Raw genomic sequence first — 18,700 nt, 5'->3', positions numbered from 1 at the left:
GGGAATGGGGCGGGTGTGGCGAGCCGCCGACGAAATGCTCGACCGGCCGGTCGCGGTGAAGGAGATGCGCATAGACGGTCTCGACGCCGAGGACACCCGCACCCGCCGCGAACGCACCCTGCGCGAGGCGCGGGCCACGGCGCGCATCGACCACCCCAACGTCGTACGGGTCTACGACGTGGTGGACGAGGGTGAACGCCTGTGGATCGTCATGGAGTTGGTGGCCGGCCGCTCGCTGGAGCGGATCGTGGCGGAGGACGGCCCCCTGGGACCGCGCGAGGCGGCCCTCCTCGGCCTGGGGCTGGTGGCCGCGCTGCGCCAGGTGCACGAAAGGGGCGTGCTGCACCGGGACATCAAGCCGGGCAACGTCCTCGTGGAGTCCGGCGCACGGCGGATCGTCCTCACCGACTTCGGCATCGCCGCGATCCAGGACGCCAAGGCGCTGACGATGGTGGGCATGCTGGTGGGCTCGCCGGACTACATGGCCCCGGAGCGGATCTCCGGCCGACCCCAGGGGCCTCCGTCGGACGTGTGGTCACTGGGCGCCACGCTCTGCGCGGCCCTGGACGGCCGTTCCCCCTTCTCCCGCGACACCACGCTGGCCACGCTGCACGCGGTCCTCTACGAGGAGCCCGCCCTCCCGGCCACGGCGGGCCCCCTGCGGGACATCCTCTCCGCCCTCCTGGAAAAGGACCCGGCGGTCCGCCCCGGCCTGAACGACCTCGAAACCGCCCTCCACCCCGTCGCGTTCCCACCCCCCACCCCGACCGTGACGATGCCGGTGGGCGGCGGACCGGCCCTTCCCCCGCCGCCTGCCAACCCACAACTGCCCCAGACACTGGGCCGCGAGCAGGCCCCACCGAGCCAACGGCCCAACACCCACGTCGACCACCCCGCCCAGCCCGGCCCGGAGCAAGCACAGGCCCCCGAACGGGCCTGGCGGGATGGTGCGGAGGGGGAAAAGGTCCCCGAACGGGCCCGGCAGCAAGGCCCGGAGGGAGGAGAGGACCCCAAACAGGTTCGGCAGCAAGGCCCGGAGGGAGGAGAAGAGCCCGAAGCGGCCCGGCGGGATGGCGCGGTCGAGGTGCCGGACGGGCTCGGCACACCTGCCGGAACCCCACCCCCCGGCCCGGAAGCGGCCGCGGAAGCGGCAGCCCGGCCCGGGGCCGCCGAGACCTCCGAGCCGCCAGAACCGGCGGACCACCCCGAGGCGCCGCAGCCGACGCAGGAACCGGAAGCCGCAACGGCTCCGACCACCGCGAACGACACCACCACGCCCCCGCCCCCACCCCCGACCACCGACCCCAGAAGGCCCGCACCCCCATCGCCCCCGGCCCCCCAACACCCCACCCACAACCTCCGCCGCCCCACCTCCCTGGAGACGCCGGTCGAAGGCGTCGGCGCAGGTACGTCCGGTCCGGCTGCGGAGCCTGCGGCTTCCGCGGAGGCGCCGGTCGAGGAGGCCCGTGTCCGCACGCCTGGTGTGGGCCCGGTCCCTGGGGCTGTCGAGGACCTCCGGGGCGGTACGCGCGTGGGGGCCGCCGATCCTGCGGCTTCCGCGGTCGTGCCCGTCGAGGGTGCCGGGGCCGGGGCGTCCGGTGCGCTGGAGGATCCCAGGGCTTCCGGGGAGGTGCGGATCGAGAACGCCGGGGCCGGTACGTCTGCGGGCCCCGAGGCTTCCCCGGGAGCGGCGGCCGAGGACTCCCGTGGTGACGCGCCTGGTGTGGGCGCGGGTTCCGCGGCCGTCCAGGGTGTCGGGGGCGATGTCCCTGCCGCGGCGGCAGGCCCCCCGGCCTCCCCGGAGAGGGCGGTCGAGACGGCTCGCGTCGGCTCGTCCGCGTCGGACTGCGCCGACGTTCCCGCCGAGGGCAGCCGCTCCGGTGCGCCCGCTGCGACCGCTCCCGACGTTCCCGTGCAGGGCGGGCCGCCCGCTCTCCCCGCACCCGCCGCCGCCACGACCCCCACCCAGGACGCTCAGCACCGCACGTCCAACGCGTCCACCGAGCTCGCCTCACGGACCTGGTCGGAGGTGCGGTCCGAGACGCCGGTACGAGGGATCGTGCAGGGCTCTCCTCGTGCCGTGGGCGTGTCGCTCGTCCGGGCGCGGACGGAGACCGTGCGGCGGCCGGAGGCCGGGCCCGGTGTCGGTGCCGACGCGCAGGCCGGCGCGATGCCGCCCGGTGAGCGGCCCGGGCCGGCGATTCCGGCGCGGCACCCCCGTAGCGGCGGCCGGCGTGCCCGGCTGGCGGCCGTGGTGGGGGCGGTGGTCGCCGGCGGTGTCCTGGCCGTCGTACTCGTCGCGAACGCCGGTTCGCCCGGCGGTAACCGGGCGGGGGGAACGTCGCCGTCACCCTCGTACAGCGCCTCGTACAGCGCCTCGCCCACCGTCGAGGGAACCTCAAGGCCGCAGAGCCTGCCGCCCGGCACCCACCGGGAGGCGGGCGGGTTCGCGTGGGCGACGCCCGACGGCTGGCGGCGGGACGTGAAGACGGGGGCGGAGGTGCACTACACGTCCCCCGACGGCCGACAGGAACTCGTGGCGAAGTCGTCGATCGCCCGCGGCGACCTGATGGAGACCTGGGAGACCTCCGAGCAGAACGCCCGCCAGGGCCAGGGCTACCGGAAGATCCGCCTGGAGGAGACGACGTTCCGCGGCCACCCGGCCGTCGTCTGGGAGTACACCTTCACCCTCAAGGGCGTCCACTGGCACGCGAGGCTGCTCGGCTTCAACCAGAACGGCAAGTCGTTCCAGGTCAACACGTGGTACCAGCCGGAGATGGAGGGCCAGGCCCTGAAAACGTACGAGAAGGTCAAGGACAGCTTCGTCGTCCTCTGAACACGGCCCAGCGCACCTGGTGAGAGGGTGGTGAAAGGGGCCCCCGGGACCCTTTCACCAGGTCGGCACCCGCCACTGCCGACCGGCAACCCGCATGTCACACTCATCCCATGCGCGTGTATCTCGGCTCCGACCATGCGGGCTTCGAACTCAAGAACCACCTCGTCGAGTGGCTCAAGGCGGCAGGCCACGAGGCCGTCGACTGCGGCCCCCACATCTACGACGCCCAGGACGACTACCCGCCCTTCTGCCTGCGTGCCGCAGAGCGCACCGCGGCGGACCCCGACGCCCTCGGCATCGTGATCGGCGGCTCCGGCAACGGCGAGCAGATCGCCGCGAACAAGGTCAAGGGCGTACGGGCCGCGCTGGCCTGGAGCGAGGAGACCGCGTCCCTCGGCCGCCAGCACAACAACGCCAACGTCGTCGCCGTCGGCGCCCGCATGCATACCCAGGAGGAGGCGACGAAGTTCGTCGAGACCTTCCTGAACACCCCGTTCTCGGGCGACGAGCGCCACATCCGCCGTATCGACATGCTGTCCGCGTACGAGACGACGGGCGACCTCCCCCCGATCCCGGCCCACCACCCCCAGCAGGACCAGTAGCCGCTGACCCTGTCCGGCCCGTCGGGGGTCCAGGGGGCGACGCCCCCTGGACGGGGCCGAAGGGGCGGCAGCCCCCGGTGGCGTTCCCCACGCCCCCACTCACTGACGACGACGAAAGCGAGCCACCGTGCCGGAGGGGCACACGATCCACCGGCTGGCCCAGGACTACGCCGCCGCGTTCCTCGGCACCCCCACCCGCGTCACCAGCCCCCAGGGCAAGTTCTCCGACGCCGCCGCCCTCCTCGACGGCGCCGAACTCACCCGTACCGACGCCCACGGCAAGCACCTCTTCCTCGGCTTCCGCGACACCGACTGGGTCCACATCCACCTGGGCCTCTTCGGCAAGGTCGGCTTCGGCGCCGCCCCCGCGCCCCCGCCCACGGACACCGTCCGGCTCCGCCTCGCGAACAGCACGTCCTACGTCGATCTCCGCGGCCCCACCACCTGCGCACTGATCACGGACGCCGAGAAGCAGGCGATACACGACCGGCTCGGTCCCGACCCGCTCCGCGAGACCTCCGACCCGAAGGCCGCGTACCGGAGGATCTCCCGCAGCCGCACCACCATCGCGGCCCTCCTGATGGACCAGAAGGTCATCGCCGGCGTCGGCAACGTCTACCGCGCCGAGGTCCTCTTCCGGCACCGCATCGACCCCTACCGGGCCGGCAGGGACATCACCCCGGCCCAGTGGGACGCGATCTGGGCCGACCTCGTCGCCCTCATGCGCGAGGGCGTCCGCAACAACCGCATCGACACGGTCCGCCCCGAGCACACCCCGGAGGCCATGGGCCGCCCGCCACGCGTCGACGACCACGGCGGCGAGGTGTACGTCTACCGCAGGGCCGACCAGCCCTGTCACATCTGTGGCGGCGAGATCCGCACCGCCGATCTCGCCGCCCGCAACCTCTTCTGGTGCCCGCAGTGCCAGAAGCCCTGACCCGGCACGGCTTCCAGGGTCGGCACGGCTTCCAGGGCCGGCACCGCTCCCAGAAGCGGTACGGCTTCTAGCACCCGCACGCCCCCTAGAAGCCGTGCGGCAGCCAAGGCGCCACAGTGGACGCGAATCCCACCGCCGCCTCCGTCAGCGCACCCTCCCGCAGCTCCCGCACCCGCCCGGCCGCGCCCAGCGCCGCCAGCGACACCCCGCCGAGGTACGCCTCTCCCAACTCCCGTACGGACAGGGCCAGATCCGCCGGTTCCGCCGTCCGCTCGCAGGACGCGCCCTTCGCGTCGCCGGTCAGCCGCCAACGCCCCTCGTTCCAGGGGCAGAAGGCGTCCTCGACCTCCAACACCACGTCCACCGGCGCCTGGTACGTCCGCGCCTGGAGCGCCTCCCCCACGTCGACGAGCCGCACGTACAGCCCGTCCCGCAGCCGCGGTTGGCAGCGCCGCAGGTCCGACACCTGGTACTGCCAGGCCTCGTCGACCGGCCGCCCCCGCACCTGCAGCGTCGTCGTGAGGTCGATGTCGCACAGGAACCGCCACAGCGCCGCCTCCGCCGCCGGATCCAGCGCGGCCACGTTCTCCAGGACCACCGTGCCGTTGTGCCCGGCGACCTCCCAGCCCGGCTTGACCCGGAAGCGCGCGTACCCGACGGTCCCGCCGTCCCGTTCGGCGACGACGCACTGCAGCGGCGAGGCCCCGTCCCGCCCGCTCTCCGGATCGAGCACCCCCAGCGCCTCCCAACCGGGCCGCCGGTAGGACAGCATCCCCGGCCGCAGGGGCACGAGCGCCAGCCGCACCGCCTCGCACGCGTCCAGCACGTCCGCGGGCGCCGCGTACCGCAGCCGTACGTCATCGGTGCCGGGCGGCACCGACAGCCGCACCCGGTTCGTGTCGATCTCGGCGCCGACCTGGAAGGTCCCCGCGCCGTACCCGAAACGGCCGTAGATCGCGGGCTCGGACGCCGTCAGCACGGCCAGCGGCTCGCCCAAGGACCGCACGTCGTCCAACTGCCGCCGCATCATCGACGTCAGCACCCCGCGCCGCCGGTGCGTGGCGGCGACGCTGACCATGGTCACACCGGCCGCGGGCACCGAGGCGCCCCCGGGCACGGTCAGTCCGAAGCTGAACGCCCCCGCCGTCCCCACCCAACCGCCGCCGTCCCAGGCACCGAAGGACCGGTCCAACTCGGTGAGCGCCCTCACCAGTTCGCGCTCCTCGACGGGCTCCGGCACCCCGCCGAAGGCGCGCAGCAGGGTGTCGTACCACTCGTCCCAGTCGTCCGGCCGCAGCGTACGCAGCTCGGTCGTGGAACCGGTCGTGAAGTCTGTGCCCATGGGCCATGCCTATCAGGGCTGTGCGGGGCGAGCCAGGGAATTTCCACCAGGTTGCGGCGGGGCCGCTGTTCGTGAAGTTCACTGTGAAGTCGAGCCTCGGACGGGGGACAAGTGGGACCTCCCGTGCCAAGCGGCTGGTCCGATGGATAGGGTCCCGAACTAATGGCAGCAGGACGAGAGCGGCGCACGGCCGCCGAGACGTTCACGGCCCGGTTGAAGATGCAGTGGCACCGGGTCCGCGTCGGCCTGCGCAGAAGCGCCGTCGACTACTTCCGCGGGGACGGCTCGGACTGGATCGCACTGGCCGGCCTGCTCCTCACGGTCCCGCTGATCACGGCCGCCACGCTGGCCAACGCGGTGTGGTGCGCGCCGGCCGCGCTCGTCCTCCCGATCGTCGCCGGCGGCCTGCTGCTGCGCCCGGCCAGCCTGCTCGGCCTGTACGCGGCCGCCGCCACCGCGCTCATCGTGGAGTCGGTGCAGCTCGGGCCGTACACCGAAGGCTCCGCCCGGGTCACCCCGGGCGTGGTGCTCGTGGTCGCCGCCTGCGGTTTCGTCGGCCTGCTGATCGCGCAGTTCCGCAGCCGGGTGGGCGTGCCCTGGCGGCGCGGCGGCACCATGCTCTTCGACCTGCGCGAGCGCATCCGGGTGCAGAGCAAGCTGCCGCAACTGCCGAGCGGCTGGCACCGCGAGATGGCGCTGCGGCCGGCCGGTGGCCAGTCGTTCTCCGGTGACTTCGTGGTCGCGGCACGCACCAACGGCGGGCGCACCCTGGAGGTCGTCCTGACGGACGTCTCCGGCAAGGGCATGGACGCGGGCTCGCGGGCGCTGCTGCTCTCGGGCGCCTTCGGCGGCCTGCTGGGCAGCCTGCCCCCGCATGCCTTCCTGCCCGCCGCCAACGGCTACCTCCTCCGCCAGGACTGGGACGAGGGCTTCGCCACCTCCATCCACCTGGTCCTGGACCTGGACTCCGGCGACTACGAGCTGTACTCCGCCGGCCACCCGCCGGGCCTCCAGCTCAGCGCGGGCAGCGGCCGCTGGGAGGAGAAGGCGGCCGAGGGCCCGCTGCTCGGTGTGTACGACGGCGCCCAGTTCGACCCCGTGAAGGGCTCGCTGCGCCCCGGCGACGTGCTGATGCTGTTCACGGACGGGCTCGTGGAGACGTCCGACCGCGACATCGTCGAGGGCATCGACCGCCTCACCGGCGAGGCCGACCGCTATGTCGCCGGCGGCTTCCACGGAGCGGCCTGGCATCTGATCGAGGCGGTCGCGAAGGACGTCAACGACGACCGCGCACTCCTGCTGATCTGCCGCGAGGGCCCTACGGTCATGGCGCAGACGGGAGCCCACGGATGACGACGCCCGCACCGCTCCCGCTCACTCTCGCCGAGGTCGAGGCTGTCGCCCGCGCCGCCCACGAGGGCCAGACCGACAAGGCGGGCCGCCCCTACGCCGAGCACCTGAAGGCCGTGGCGGACGGCGTCCGCGCCCGCGGCGGAGACGCCGACCAGATCGCGGCGGCCTGGCTGCACGACGCCGTCGAGGACGACGCCCTCTCCGAGCACTGGCTGCACGAGGCCGCGCTGAGCGCCCGTACGAAGGCCATGGTCCTGGCGGTCACCAAGCGCAAGGGCGAGCCGCCGGAGACGTACGCCCAGCGCATTCTCGCGACCCCCGGCGCCCTGCTGGTCAAGGAGGCGGACCTGGCGCACAACGGCGACCCGGCCCGCCTCGCGACCCTCGACGAGCCCACCCGCACCCGCCTGACCGAGAAGTACGCACGCATGCGCGCGCTTCTCGGCCTGGAGCCCTCCTGAGCCAAACGGCCCCGGCGAACAGCGCCCCCAAAGGGGCGCGGGGCTGTGTTGCACATGCGGCTCCGCCGCGGGGCGCGACCAGCCACGAGAAGCCCGCAGCCGAACAACGACGCAACACAGCACATCCAGCGGAGCGCCTACGCGCTGACCTTCTCGCGCGCGGGCGCGTCCTCGCCGCGCTTCTCCCGTCCGCGGGCCAGCTCCGCCGGGTCGGGCTTGAACGCCCACTTCATCTCGGGCTCCATGACGCAGCGGAAGAACCGCCGTACCGGCGCGCTGCACAGCAGGGTCACTCCGGCCGCCGCGAGGACGGTCACGAAGATCTCGCCCAGCGGCCCGTACAGCCAGTCGTGGTCGTACCAGCCGCGGTAGTCGGCGGCCTTCACGAAGAACCCGTGCAGCAGATAGCCGTACAGCGTGCCCGCACCCAGCGCCGTGAACCACAGGGAGCGACGCGGCACCCAGGCGAAGAAGCAGGCGGTCAGCACGAGCGAGCAGCCGAACAGCGCGAGCACCATGACCGGCCCGGTCCACCACGGCGCGCCCAGCTCCTGCGCGGAGTCCCGGTGGTAGAACCACCCGGTGTTCATCCGCGGCACCGACCACCAGCCGACGGCCAGCGCCACCGCGGCCACCGGCACGGACAGGATCCGCACCGCACGCCGGCGCACCCACTGGAAGTGCTCGGCCCTCATGTTCAGGCCCAGCACGAAGAACGGCAGGAACTGCAGCACCCGCTGAAGATCCAGGTCGTTGCCGATCTCCGGGGTGACGGAGGCCAGCATCGCGATGCCGAGTGCGACCGGCAGCGGCCGGCGGATCGCCTTCCAGACGGGGGTGGTCATCCGCCAGACGAACAGCGCGATCAGGAACCAGGTGAGGTACCAGGGGTCGAGCAGGCTGATCGCCATGTCCGGGTCGTCGTCGATGACGCGCTTGAACAGGGAGTACGCCGTCTCGAAGACGATGTACGGCACGGCGACGCCGGTGATCAGCCGCCGCAGCCGGTCCGGGCGCATGTCGAAGCTGCGCGAGAAGTAGCCCGAGATGATGATGAACGCCGGCATGTGGAAGGCGTACACCACGGTGTACAGGCCTTCCAGGATCCGGCTGTCGCCCTTGAGGGGCTCCCAGGCGTGGCCCACGGCCACCAGCACGATCGCCAGGAACTTGGCGTTGTCGAAGAAGGCGTCGCGCTGCTTGTGTTCGTTCTGCTGTTTCTGCGGCGGGTGTGCGGGGGACGAGGCAGCGTGGAACATCTGAGGCACCCTAGCGGCGGCCGTGGGTATTCGTAAAACGCGCGACAGCGTTCGGGCTATTGCGGGTGAAAGCCGGTGGCGGGGAGGGGAATTCACATCCCACGCCATCGGGTTTGTCCGGATGCATCCGGACAAACTATCACGTAAATCCTTTGCCCGCACCGCTGTTGTCATGCCTGTGATGGCAATTCGAAATGCCTGCGAACGCGTTGTGTGGAGATGGAAACGATCTCTTGGAATTCCCCGCGCGAGTGTCGTCTCGAATTACTGTGCGGGGGCGCGCCCGGCGTCCGCCCGCACGGCCCGACGCCCCCCGGACCGGCCGGAGTTGTGACGCACGTTGCCTCACCCGCCGCATACGGGGGGCCTGTTGGTGGCACGATGGTTCTGGCGGGGGTGCGTGGGGTTGGCGCCCCTGGGCCGGGAGAGCGGACCGACCGAGGGTGTGATCAGTTGTGGCCATTTCGCTGTCAGTGGTGCTGCTGTTGGCGATCGTCCTGGTGGTGTTGATCCGTGGCGGATCCCTCAAGGCCGGCCCGGCGGTCGTCGCCGTGCTCTTCGGCTTCTTCCTCGCCTCGACCGGCATGGCCGACGACATCCAGCGCTTCCTCGACTCACTGGCGGAGACCATCAACTCGATCCAGTTCTAGAAGCCCCGACCCACCCCGCCGACCGCCCTTACTGCCCGGTAGTCTCATCCCCCTCACACGGTCATACGGCAACAAACGTGGGCGTTCGCGGGATGGCGAAGCCGGTACGTGCGGCACTGGGCGATGTCTGGCTCAGCTGCCAGGTCTGCAAGGGGGACGTCTTCCGGGAACGGGGCGTCCTGCTCAACAGCGCCGGCATGGAGTTCATGAAGCTGGCCTGGGCCGACGAGAGCGCCACCGGTCTGATCTGCTGGCGCTGCGGATACGTCCACCTCTTCGTCAACCGCGACATCAAGCTCTACCGGGCCGACAAGTAGAAGCAAGTAGAAGCCAGAAGCGCACGGAAGCAGACGGAAAACGATCGGGGCCGGGCGGAGGATTCTTCCTCCGCCCGGCCCCGAGCCGTACAGAGCGGGCGACGGGAATCGAACCCGCGTAGCTAGTTTGGAAGACTAGGGCTCTACCATTGAGCTACGCCCGCACAGGACGCGCCGCAGGTCAGGTGACCGCGGCACTGAAGGCATCGTAGCGGGTCGGCGCCCCTCGATGCACACCCCTCAAAGGGGCGGCCCCGCTGCCTGCGGGCATGTACCCTACGTGTCGCACCAGACGGGGTGTGGCGCAGCTTGGTAGCGCGTCCGCTTTGGGAGCGGAAGGCCGTGGGTTCAAATCCCGCCACCCCGACCACCTGCCCGATCATCCTCGATGATCGCCTTTGGGTCGTTCAGCGGCTGCGGTTACTATGCAAGCTGCGCGCCCGTGTGTCTCTCACTCCCTGACAGTCCTCCGGGCGGCGAATTTGCCGGACCAGTCTGGCTCCGGCAGAAACCAAGCAGTCAGCCACAAGGAGACCGAACCGTGAAGAGCGCCGTGGAGACCCTGAACCCGACCCGGGTTCGGCTCACTGTCGAGGTGCCCTTCGAGGAGCTCAAGGACAGCCTCGACGCGGCGTACAAGAAGATCAACCAGCAGGTCACGGTGAAGGGCTTCCGCAAGGGCAAGATCCCGGCCCGGGTCATCGACCAGCGGTTCGGCCGCGGTGCGGTGCTGGAGGAGGCCGTCAACGACGCCCTCCCGAAGTTCTACACCGAGGCGGTCAACGAGGCCGAGCTCAACGTGCTGGGCCAGCCCGAGGTCGACATCACGGAGCTGAAGGACGGCGAGACGCTGAACTTCACCGCCGAGGTCGACGTCCGCCCGGCCATCGAGATCCCGGACTACTCCGGCATCGAGGTCGAGGTCGACGCCATCGAGGTCACCGACGAGGACATCGAGAAGTCGGTCGAGCAGCTCCGTGAGCGCTTCGCCTCCACCTCCCCGGTGGAGCGCGCCGCCCAGGACGGCGACGTCGTCACCATCGACCTGCAGGCCAAGGTCGACGGCGAGGTCCTGGAGGACGGCGTCGCCGAGGGCGTCTCCTACACCATCGGCTCCGGTGAGCTCCTCGACGGCATCGACGACGCCGTCAAGGGCCTGGAGGCCGGCGCCGAGGCCACCTTCACCTCCGAGCTCAAGGGCGGCACGGGCGCCGGCAAGGAGGCCGAGGTCACCGTCAAGGTCACCCAGGTCGCCGCGCGCGAACTGCCCGAGCTGGACGACGACTTCGCGCAGCTCGCCTCCGAGTTCGACACCCTGGAGGAGCTGAAGGCGGACAGCCGCAAGCGCCTCACCAACATGAAGCAGTACGACCAGGCCACGCAGGCCCAGGAGCGCGTCCTGGAGAAGCTGCTGGAGCTCGTCGAGGTGCCCGTCCCCGAGAAGCTGCTCGAGGACGAGATCAACACCCGCAAGCACAACCTGGAGCACCACCAGCTCGGCCAGATGGGCCTGGACCTGGAGAAGTACCTGGAGATCCAGGGCAAGACGGTCGAGGAGTTCGAGACCGAGACCCGCGAGGCCGCGGTCAAGGGCATCAAGACCCAGTTCGTCCTCGACGAGCTCGTCAAGCAGGAGAAGCTCAACGTCAACCAGGAGGAGCTCACCGAGCACCTCATGCGGCGTGCGGCCTCCTCCGGCATGTCCCCCGACCAGTTCGCCCAGGCCGTCGTCGAGGGCGGCCAGGTTCCGCTCCTGGTCGGCGAGGTCGCCCGCGGCAAGGCCCTGGCCGTCGTGGTCGAGAAGGCCACGGTCAAGGACACCAACGGCGAGGTCATCGACCTCGACGACGAGGACGAGGTCGAGACGGCCGCCGACGTCGCCGCCGAGGCCACCGAGGCCGACGCCACCGAGGCCGACACGGAGAAGACCGAGGGCTGAGCCCACGGCGCCTTGCAGCCCGTAGCAGAGGCCCCTGGGGATTCCCCAGGGGCCTCTGTGCCGTACGGCGGAGGGGGCGCCCCGAAGGGGCGCGGGGAACTGCGCGAACGGCCGCGACGGCCCCGCGCGCGCCCCCGTGCCGCCACAACCACGGCGAGCAGCGAACAAACACCCTCCGTACGCTCTACGCCCCCGGCGAACACCTCCTACTCCGGGATTCCCCGAGGGGACCAGCGCGTTAGGGTCCATGAGTATGGGGCCCCAAGTCGGTTGAACCGCCGCAGGCCCCCGCAGGGAAACGTGAGACGGCCCGGCGCCGTCGTAAGACGAGCAGGTGGATACGTGACGAATCTGATGCCCTCCGCCGCCGGCGAGCCTTCCATCGGTGGTGGCCTCGGCGACCAGGTCTACAACCGGCTGCTCAACGAGCGGATCATCTTCCTCGGCCAGCCGGTCGACGACGACATCGCAAACAAGATCACCGCACAGCTGCTGCTCCTTGCCGCCGACCCGGACAAGGACATTTACCTGTACATCAACAGCCCCGGCGGCTCGATCACGGCCGGCATGGCGATCTACGACACCATGCAGTACATCAAGAACGACGTGGTGACCATCGCCATGGGCCTCGCCGCCTCGATGGGCCAGTTCCTGCTCAGCGCGGGCACCCCGGGCAAGCGCTTCGCGCTCCCGAACGCCGAGATCCTGATCCACCAGCCCTCCGCCGGTCTGGCCGGTTCGGCCTCCGACATCAAGATCCACGCGGAGCGGCTGCTGCACACGAAGAAGCGCATGGCCGAGCTCACGGCACAGCACACCGGTCAGTCGTTCGAGCAGATCACGCGCGACTCCGACCGCGACCGCTGGTTCGACGCCGACGAGGCCAAGGAGTACGGCCTCATCGACGACGTCATCACCACGGCCGCCAACATGCCGGGCGGCGGCGGCACCGGGGCCTGAGCAGCCCCAGCAGGGGCCGGAAGGACCCCCGCACAAGCCCCCAGCCGACCGCCTCAGCTCCTAGGAGACAGACAGTGAACGACTTCCCCGGCAGCGGCCTGTACGACCGCACGCGCGCCGAGTACACCGGTCCCGCCGCCGAGTCCCGCTACGTCATTCCGCGCTTCGTCGAGCGCACCTCGCAGGGCATCCGTGAGTACGACCCGTACGCCAAGCTCTTCGAGGAGCGCGTGATCTTCCTCGGCGTGCAGATCGACGACGCCTCCGCCAACGACGTCATGGCGCAGCTGCTGTGCCTGGAGTCGATGGACCCCGACCGGGACATCTCGGTCTACATCAACAGCCCGGGCGGCTCCTTCACCGCGCTCACGGCCATCTACGACACGATGCAGTTCGTGAAGCCGGACGTCCAGACGGTCTGCATGGGCCAGGCGGCCTCCGCCGCCGCGATCCTGCTGGCCGCCGGTACGCCCGGCAAGCGCATGGCGCTGCCGAACGCCCGCGTGCTGATCCACCAGCCCTACAGCGAGACCGGCCGCGGCCAGGTCTCCGACCTGGAGATCGCCGCGAACGAGATCCTGCGGATGCGCGCGCAGTTGGAAGAGATGCTGGCCAAGCACTCCACCACGCCGATCGAGAAGATCCGCGAGGACATCGAGCGCGACAAGATCCTCACCGCTGAGGAAGCGCTCTCGTACGGCCTGATCGACCAGATCATCTCCACCCGGAAGATGAACAACGCCGCCGTCCGCTGACGGAGGGGCTGTATCGTCTGCCGCTCCTTGGCACGGTCCACGACAAAGTGAACCGTGCCAAGGGGGGCCCGAACGAGGGCCCCGGCAAGGTACCGTCGGACATAAGGCAGCACCAGGAGCCGCTGGATTCGAAAGCGTCCAGTCGTCTCCCAGGCGAAGGGGAAGCACACCGTGGCACGCATCGGTGACGGCGGCGATCTGCTCAAGTGCTCGTTCTGCGGCAAGAGCCAGAAGCAGGTCAAGAAGCTCATCGCAGGGCCCGGTGTGTACATCTGCGACGAGTGCATCGACCTCTGCAACGAGATCATCGAGGAAGAACTCGCGGAGACGAGCGAGGTGCGCTGGGAGGAACTCCCCAAGCCCCGCGAGATCTACGAGTTCCTCGAGGGGTACGTGGTCGGGCAGGAGGCGGCCAAGAAGGCCCTCTCCGTCGCGGTCTACAACCACTACAAGCGCGTCCAGGCCGGCGAGAACGGCGGCGCCCAAGGCCGTGACGACGCCATCGAGTTGGCGAAGTCCAACATCCTCCTGCTGGGCCCCACGGGCTCCGGCAAGACCCTGCTGGCGCAGACCCTGGCCCGCATGCTCAACGTCCCGTTCGCCATCGCCGACGCGACGGCGCTCACGGAGGCGGGCTATGTCGGCGAGGACGTCGAGAACATCCTGCTGAAGCTGATCCAGGCGGCCGACTACGACGTCAAGAAGGCCGAGACCGGGATCATCTACATCGACGAGATCGACAAGGTCGCGCGGAAGAGTGAAAACCCGTCGATCACGCGCGACGTGAGCGGCGAGGGCGTCCAGCAGGCGTTGCTCAAGATCCTCGAAGGCACCACGGCCTCGGTCCCGCCGCAGGGCGGCCGCAAGCACCCCCACCAGGAGTTCATCCAGATCGACACGACGAACGTGTTGTTCATCGTGGGCGGCGCCTTCGCGGGCCTGGAGAAGATCATCGAGTCCCGGGCCGGCGCGAAGGGCATCGGCTTCGGCGCCACGATCCGCTCCAAGCGGGAGCTCGAATCCAAGGACCAGTTCGAGGACGTCATGCCCGAGGACCTGGTCAAGTTCGGCATGATCCCCGAGTTCATCGGCCGCCTGCCCGTGATCACGAGCGTGCACAACCTGGACCGCGAGGCTCTCCTCCAGATCCTGGTCGAGCCGCGCAACGCCCTGGTCAAGCAGTACCAGCGCCTCTTCGAACTCGACGGCGTGGAACTCGACTTCGAACGCGAGGCGTTGGAAGCCATCGCCGACCAGGCCATCCTCCGCCAGACCGGCGCCCGCGGCCTCCGCGCCATCATGGAGGAAGTCCTCATGTCCGTGATGTACGAGGTCCCCTCCCGCAAGGACGTGGCCCGCGTCGTCATCACGGCCGACGTCGTCCACTCCAACGTGAACCCGACACTGATTCCGCGGGATGCGCGGGGGCGGGGGTCCGGGGAGCAGAAGACGGCGTAGCCGCCGCACTTGGCATGCGAAGGGGCCCCGGTCGACCGACCGGGGCCCCTTCGCCGTTCACGGCGTCCGGTGTCAGGCCTTGACGCGGACCTCGTTGCGGAGCTTGGCGGTCAGTTCTGCGTCGGCGGCCGCGTCGCTGCTGCGGCCGGCCGCGAGGTTGGCGAAGTCCATCGGCATGACGAATCCCAGGGTGCTGTGGTCGCCCCAGATGCAGATCGTGAGTGTCACGTCCTTCGGGCCGCCGCTGGTCGTGCCGGTCGGGCCCTTGGCCTGCTGGCACTTGAGCACCGCGCCCTTCAGCGAAGCCGGCTCGTACGCCTTGGGCTCGCCGACCAGGCTGACGTCGTCGTCGCTGCCCTTTTCGCTCTCCTTCTTCATATGAGCGAACATCGCGTCGACGGTCTTCTCGGGGTCGTCGATCGTGCCGTAGACGCCGCTGAACTTGATCCCCTTCTGGCTCAGCGGATTGTCCTCGTCCCCGGCCGTGTAGCCGGCGCTGACGTCCTTGGGGTCGTGCACGCCCCACTTCTCGGCGTCCGCCATGTCGTCTTCCGTCATGCTGCCGCTGTCGCTCTCGGACTTCTTGTACTCACTGAGTACCGTCGCCGGAGTCGTCAGCTTGTGCGGGCCGTCGTCGGCGATGTCCGCACCGCCGCCGCCACCTCCGCCGATCACGAAGTACACGCCCACGCCGATCGCGGCCACGACCGCGACGGCGCCGAGGATGATGCCCGTCTTCTTCTTGCCGCCGCCCGGGGCCGGGGGCATCGGGGGAGTGCCGTACGGGGCCTGGCCGTAAGGAGGCTGCTGACCGTAAGGGGGCTGCTGGCCGTACGGGGGCTGCTGCTGAGGGACACCCTGCTGCGGGTAGCCGTAGCCCGGCTGCGGGGCCTGCGGCTGCTGGGGGTAGCCGTAGCCGGGCTGGGGGGCCTGCGGCTGCTGGCCGTAGGGGCCCGGCTGGCCGTGCGGTCCGGGCTGCTGGGGCTGCCCGCCGTACGGGCCCGGCTGGTTGTAGCTCATTACTGGGTTCCCCTCCAGATGCTTATGTGGTCCTGACATCCTGGACCAGGCGGGGGGCGCGCGGCGCACCGGGGGGCGCACCGTTACAGAACAAACGCGTTTCGGGACAGCCCTGCGACACCCCTAAACTGAGCCCGTGACCGAGAACGCTCAGCAGCAGCCACCAGCGCCCGACACCGAACTGCCGACCCAGTACGCGCCGGCCGATGTAGAGGGGCCGCTGTACGAGCGCTGGGTAGAGCGGGGCTACTTCGAGGCCGATGAGAAGAGTGACAAGCCGGCCTACACCGTCGTCATTCCGCCGCCGAACGTCACCGGCTCGCTCCACCTCGGGCACGCCTTCGAGCACACGCTCATCGACGCGCTGACCCGCCGCAAGCGCATGCAGGGCTACGAGACGCTGTGGCAGCCCGGCATGGACCACGCCGGCATCGCCACGCAGAACGTCGTCGAGAGGGAGCTCGGGAAGGAAGGCAAGTCCCGGCACGACCTCGGCCGCGAGGCCTTCGTCGAGCGCGTCTGGCAGTGGAAGGGCGAGTCCGGCGGGCAGATCTCCGGGCAGATGCGCCGCCTCGGCGACGGCGTCGCCTGGTCCCGTGAGCGCTTCACCATGGACGAGGGCCTGTCGCAGGCCGTCCAGACCATCTTCAAGCGGCTCTACGACGACGAGCTGATCTACCGCGCCGAGCGCATCATCAACTGGTGCCCGCGCTGTCTGACGGCCATCTCCGACATCGAGGTCGAGTACCAGGACGACGACGGCGAGCTCGTCTCCATGAAGTACGGAGACGGGGACGACACCATCGTCGTCGCCACCACGCGCGCGGAGACCATGCTCGGTGACACCGCCGTCGCCGTTCACCCGGACGACGAGCGCTACAAGCACCTCGTCGGCAAGCTCATCAAGCTGCCGCTGACGGACCGTTCCATCCCGGTCGTCGCCGACACGCACGTCGACCCGGAGTTCGGCACCGGCGCCGTCAAGGTGACCCCGGCGCACGACCCGAACGACTTCGAGATCGGCCAGCGGCACGACCTGCCGGCCATCACGGTCATGGACGAGCACGCCGTCATCACGGCCCACGGCCCCTTCCAGGGCCTGGACCGCCTGGAGGCCCGCTCGGCGATCGTCGCCGCGCTGCGCGCCGAGGGCCGGATCGTCGCCGAGAAGCGGCCCTACGTCCACTCCGTCGGCCACTGCTCGCGCTGCAAGACCACCATCGAGCCGCGGCTGTCCATGCAGTGGTGGGTCAAGGTCGGCCCGCTCGCCAAGGCGGCCGGTGACGCCGTCCGCGAGGGCAAGGTCAAGATCCATCCGCAGGAGATGGAGAAGCGGTACTTCGACTGGGTCGACAACCTCCACGACTGGTGCATTTCGCGCCAGTTGTGGTGGGGTCACCGGATTCCCGTCTGGTACGGGCCGGACGGCGAGGTCGTCTGCGTCGGTCCGGACGACGAGGCCCCCACCGGCGAGGGCTGGCACCAGGACACCGACGTCCTCGACACCTGGTTCTCCTCCGGCCTGTGGCCGTTCTCGACCATGGGCTGGCCCGAGCAGACCGAGTCGCTCGCGAAGTTCTACCCGAACTCCGTCCTGGTCACCGGCTACGACATCCTCTTCTTCTGGGTCGCCCGGATGATGATGTTCGGCCTGTACGCGATGGACGGCACCCCGCCGTTCCACACCATCGCCCTGCACGGCATGGTCCGCGACCAGTTCGGCAAGAAGATGTCGAAGTCCTTCGGCAACGCGGTCAACCCGCTGGACTGGATGGACAAGTACGGCAGCGACGCGCTCCGCTTCACCCTCGCGCGCGGCGCCAACCCCGGCGTCGACGTCCCGATCGGCGAGGACTGGGTCCAGGGCTCCCGGAACTTCGCCAACAAGATCTGGAACGCCACCCGCTTCGCGCTGATGAACGGCGCGACGGTCGACGGCCCGCTGCCGGCGCCGGAGCGGATGTCCGCCACCGACCGCTGGATCCTCTCCCGCCTCAACTCCGTCGTCGCCGAAGTCGACGCGCTCTACGACGACTTCCAGTTCGCCAAGCTCTCCGACGCCCTCTTCCACTTCGCCTGGGACGAGGTCTTCGACTGGTACGTCGAGCTGTCCAAGACGACGTTCCAGGCGGGCGGCGAGCCGGCCGAGGTCTCCAAGCGGGTCCTCGGCGAGGTCCTCGACGTCACGCTCAGGCTGCTGCACCCGGTGGTCCCGTTCGTCACCGAGACCCTCTGGACCACCCTCACCGGCGGCGAGTCGGTCGTCATCGCCGACTGGCCGAAGGACAGCGGCTTCCGTGACGCCGACGCCGAGCGGGAGATCGAGAGCCTGCAGTCGGTCATCACCGAGGTCCGCCGCTTCCGCGCCGACCAGGGCCTCCAGCCCGGCCAGCGCGTCCCGGCCCGCCTCACCCTGGACGGCACGGCGCTGGCGCCCCACGAGGCCGCCATCCGCCAGCTGCTGCGCCTCCAGCCGGAGGGCGACGCCTTCACGGCCACGGCGACCCTGCCGGTCGCGGGCGCTGAGGTCGCCCTCGACCTCTCCGGCACGATCGACGTCGCCGCGGAGCGCAAGCGCCTCGCCAAGGACCTCGCCGCCGCCGAGAAGGAGAAGGCCCAGGCCACCGCCAAGCTCGGCAACGAGGCGTTCCTCGCCAAGGCCCCGGACAACGTCGTGGAGAAGATCCGCGGCCGCCTCGCGAAGGCGGACGAGGACATCGCCCGCGTCCAGGCCCAGCTGGACAGGCTGCCACCCGCGTAAGGGTTTGTACGTCGCTGAGGGCCCCGGAACTGCAATGTTCCGGGGCTTTT

15 protein-coding genes and 2 tRNA genes are annotated in these 18,700 nt (G+C 70.2%); 13 read left to right on the top strand and 4 right to left on the bottom strand.

Features of this window, described 5'->3' with window-relative positions; translation table 11 throughout:
• Window positions 1-13 precede the first annotated feature (13 nt).
• The 3 genes from ICC28_RS40280 (at window position 14) to ICC28_RS03020 (ending at window position 4,375) form a co-directional block, all read left to right on the top strand.
• Complete coding sequence (locus tag ICC28_RS40280; protein WP_411158562.1) at window positions 14-2,836, top strand: protein kinase domain-containing protein; 2,823 nt, start codon at window positions 14-16, stop codon at window positions 2,834-2,836.
• 110 nt (window positions 2,837-2,946) lie between these two features.
• Window positions 2,947-3,438, top strand: coding sequence for a ribose-5-phosphate isomerase (locus tag ICC28_RS03025; RefSeq protein ID WP_188286767.1), 492 nt, complete (start codon window positions 2,947-2,949; stop codon window positions 3,436-3,438).
• A 127-nt stretch (window positions 3,439-3,565) separates the two neighbouring features.
• Complete coding sequence (locus ICC28_RS03020; RefSeq protein WP_188286766.1) at window positions 3,566-4,375, top strand: Fpg/Nei family DNA glycosylase; 810 nt, start codon at window positions 3,566-3,568, stop codon at window positions 4,373-4,375.
• Between the two features lie 85 nt (window positions 4,376-4,460).
• On the opposite strand, the gene ICC28_RS03015 is transcribed toward ICC28_RS03020, so the two are convergent.
• Window positions 4,461-5,717, bottom strand: coding sequence for a GNAT family N-acetyltransferase (locus ICC28_RS03015; protein ID WP_188286765.1), 1,257 nt, complete (start codon window positions 5,715-5,717; stop codon window positions 4,461-4,463).
• A 162-nt stretch (window positions 5,718-5,879) separates the two neighbouring features.
• Between ICC28_RS03015 and ICC28_RS03010 the strand changes: the two genes are divergently transcribed.
• Both ICC28_RS03010 and ICC28_RS03005 read left to right on the top strand, forming a co-directional pair.
• Window positions 5,880-7,070 carry a PP2C family protein-serine/threonine phosphatase gene (locus ICC28_RS03010; RefSeq protein WP_188286764.1) on the top strand — a complete coding sequence of 397 codons (1,191 nt, stop codon included), beginning with the start codon at window positions 5,880-5,882 and terminating at the stop codon, window positions 7,068-7,070.
• Window positions 7,067-7,531 (top strand): HD domain-containing protein, encoded by a 465-nt coding sequence (locus ICC28_RS03005; protein WP_188286763.1) that lies wholly within the window; start codon window positions 7,067-7,069, stop codon window positions 7,529-7,531. The genes ICC28_RS03010 and ICC28_RS03005 overlap by 4 nt, the downstream gene beginning before the upstream one ends.
• 137 nt (window positions 7,532-7,668) lie before the next feature.
• Here the strand turns inward: ICC28_RS03005 and ICC28_RS03000 are convergent, their stop codons facing one another.
• Entirely contained in the window at window positions 7,669-8,790 is a 1,122-nt protein-coding gene (locus ICC28_RS03000; RefSeq protein ID WP_188286762.1) for an acyltransferase family protein, read from the bottom strand.
• Between the two features lie 455 nt (window positions 8,791-9,245).
• Here ICC28_RS03000 and ICC28_RS02995 point away from each other — a divergent pair, with 455 nt between their 5' ends.
• Both ICC28_RS02995 and ICC28_RS02990 read left to right on the top strand, forming a co-directional pair.
• A complete protein-coding gene (locus ICC28_RS02995; protein WP_188286761.1) occupies window positions 9,246-9,440 on the top strand; it encodes a hypothetical protein in 195 nt (64 codons plus the stop codon).
• Window positions 9,441-9,532: 92 nt separating this feature from the next.
• Window positions 9,533-9,757 carry a hypothetical protein gene (locus tag ICC28_RS02990; RefSeq protein WP_188286760.1) on the top strand — a complete coding sequence of 75 codons (225 nt, stop codon included), beginning with the start codon at window positions 9,533-9,535 and terminating at the stop codon, window positions 9,755-9,757.
• 93 nt (window positions 9,758-9,850) lie between these two features.
• On the opposite strand, the gene ICC28_RS02985 is transcribed toward ICC28_RS02990, so the two are convergent.
• A tRNA-Gly gene (locus ICC28_RS02985) sits at window positions 9,851-9,921 on the bottom strand.
• Window positions 9,922-10,050: 129 nt separating this feature from the next.
• On the opposite strand from ICC28_RS02985, the gene ICC28_RS02980 reads away from it, so the two are divergent.
• The 5 genes from ICC28_RS02980 (at window position 10,051) to clpX (ending at window position 14,869) form a co-directional block, all read left to right on the top strand.
• Window positions 10,051-10,127, top strand: a tRNA-Pro gene (locus tag ICC28_RS02980).
• 171 nt (window positions 10,128-10,298) lie between these two features.
• Window positions 10,299-11,696 carry a trigger factor gene (gene tig / locus ICC28_RS02975; protein WP_188286759.1) on the top strand — a complete coding sequence of 466 codons (1,398 nt, stop codon included), beginning with the start codon at window positions 10,299-10,301 and terminating at the stop codon, window positions 11,694-11,696.
• A 354-nt stretch (window positions 11,697-12,050) separates the two neighbouring features.
• Window positions 12,051-12,656: an ATP-dependent Clp protease proteolytic subunit gene (locus ICC28_RS02970; RefSeq protein ID WP_188286831.1), complete on the top strand. Its 606-nt coding sequence runs from the start codon at window positions 12,051-12,053 to the stop codon at window positions 12,654-12,656.
• A gap of 74 nt (window positions 12,657-12,730) precedes the next feature.
• The gene (locus tag ICC28_RS02965; protein WP_282699459.1) at window positions 12,731-13,411 is read left to right on the top strand and encodes an ATP-dependent Clp protease proteolytic subunit; all 681 of its coding nucleotides are present in this window, start codon (window positions 12,731-12,733) and stop codon (window positions 13,409-13,411) included.
• A 171-nt stretch (window positions 13,412-13,582) separates the two neighbouring features.
• Entirely contained in the window at window positions 13,583-14,869 is a 1,287-nt protein-coding gene (gene clpX / locus ICC28_RS02960; protein ID WP_188286758.1) for an ATP-dependent Clp protease ATP-binding subunit ClpX, read from the top strand.
• Between the two features lie 72 nt (window positions 14,870-14,941).
• Here the strand turns inward: clpX and ICC28_RS02955 are convergent, their stop codons facing one another.
• Window positions 14,942-15,889 carry a hypothetical protein gene (locus ICC28_RS02955; protein WP_188286757.1) on the bottom strand — a complete coding sequence of 316 codons (948 nt, stop codon included), beginning with the start codon at window positions 15,887-15,889 and terminating at the stop codon, window positions 14,942-14,944.
• Between the two features lie 136 nt (window positions 15,890-16,025).
• Between ICC28_RS02955 and ICC28_RS02950 the strand changes: the two genes are divergently transcribed.
• On the top strand, window positions 16,026-18,650 hold the full coding sequence (locus ICC28_RS02950) for a valine--tRNA ligase (protein WP_188286756.1): 2,625 nt from the start codon (window positions 16,026-16,028) through the stop codon (window positions 18,648-18,650).
• Window positions 18,651-18,700 lie beyond the last annotated feature (50 nt).

It is taken from the genome of Streptomyces sp. TRM68416, from assembly GCF_014596915.1.
Classification (GTDB): Bacteria; Actinomycetota; Actinomycetes; order Streptomycetales; family Streptomycetaceae; genus Streptomyces.
This window is presented reverse-complemented; position numbering and strand designations above follow the sequence as displayed.

Excerpts from the sequence above, each read along its gene's own strand:
- ICC28_RS02990 (WP_188286760.1), top strand. The coding sequence starts at position 9,533 with ATGGCGAAGCCGGTACGTGCGGCACTGGGCGATGTCTGGCTCAGCTGC.
- ICC28_RS02970 (WP_188286831.1), top strand. The coding sequence starts at position 12,051 with ATGCCCTCCGCCGCCGGCGAGCCTTCCATCGGTGGTGGCCTCGGCGAC.
- ICC28_RS03025 (WP_188286767.1), top strand. The coding sequence starts at position 2,947 with ATGCGCGTGTATCTCGGCTCCGACCATGCGGGCTTCGAACTCAAGAAC.
- ICC28_RS02955 (WP_188286757.1), bottom strand. The coding sequence starts at position 15,889 with ATGAGCTACAACCAGCCGGGCCCGTACGGCGGGCAGCCCCAGCAGCCC.
- ICC28_RS03010 (WP_188286764.1), top strand. The coding sequence starts at position 5,880 with ATGGCAGCAGGACGAGAGCGGCGCACGGCCGCCGAGACGTTCACGGCC.
- ICC28_RS03015 (WP_188286765.1), bottom strand. The coding sequence starts at position 5,717 with ATGGGCACAGACTTCACGACCGGTTCCACGACCGAGCTGCGTACGCTG.
- ICC28_RS03000 (WP_188286762.1), bottom strand. The coding sequence starts at position 8,790 with ATGTTCCACGCTGCCTCGTCCCCCGCACACCCGCCGCAGAAACAGCAG.
- ICC28_RS03005 (WP_188286763.1), top strand. The coding sequence starts at position 7,067 with ATGACGACGCCCGCACCGCTCCCGCTCACTCTCGCCGAGGTCGAGGCT.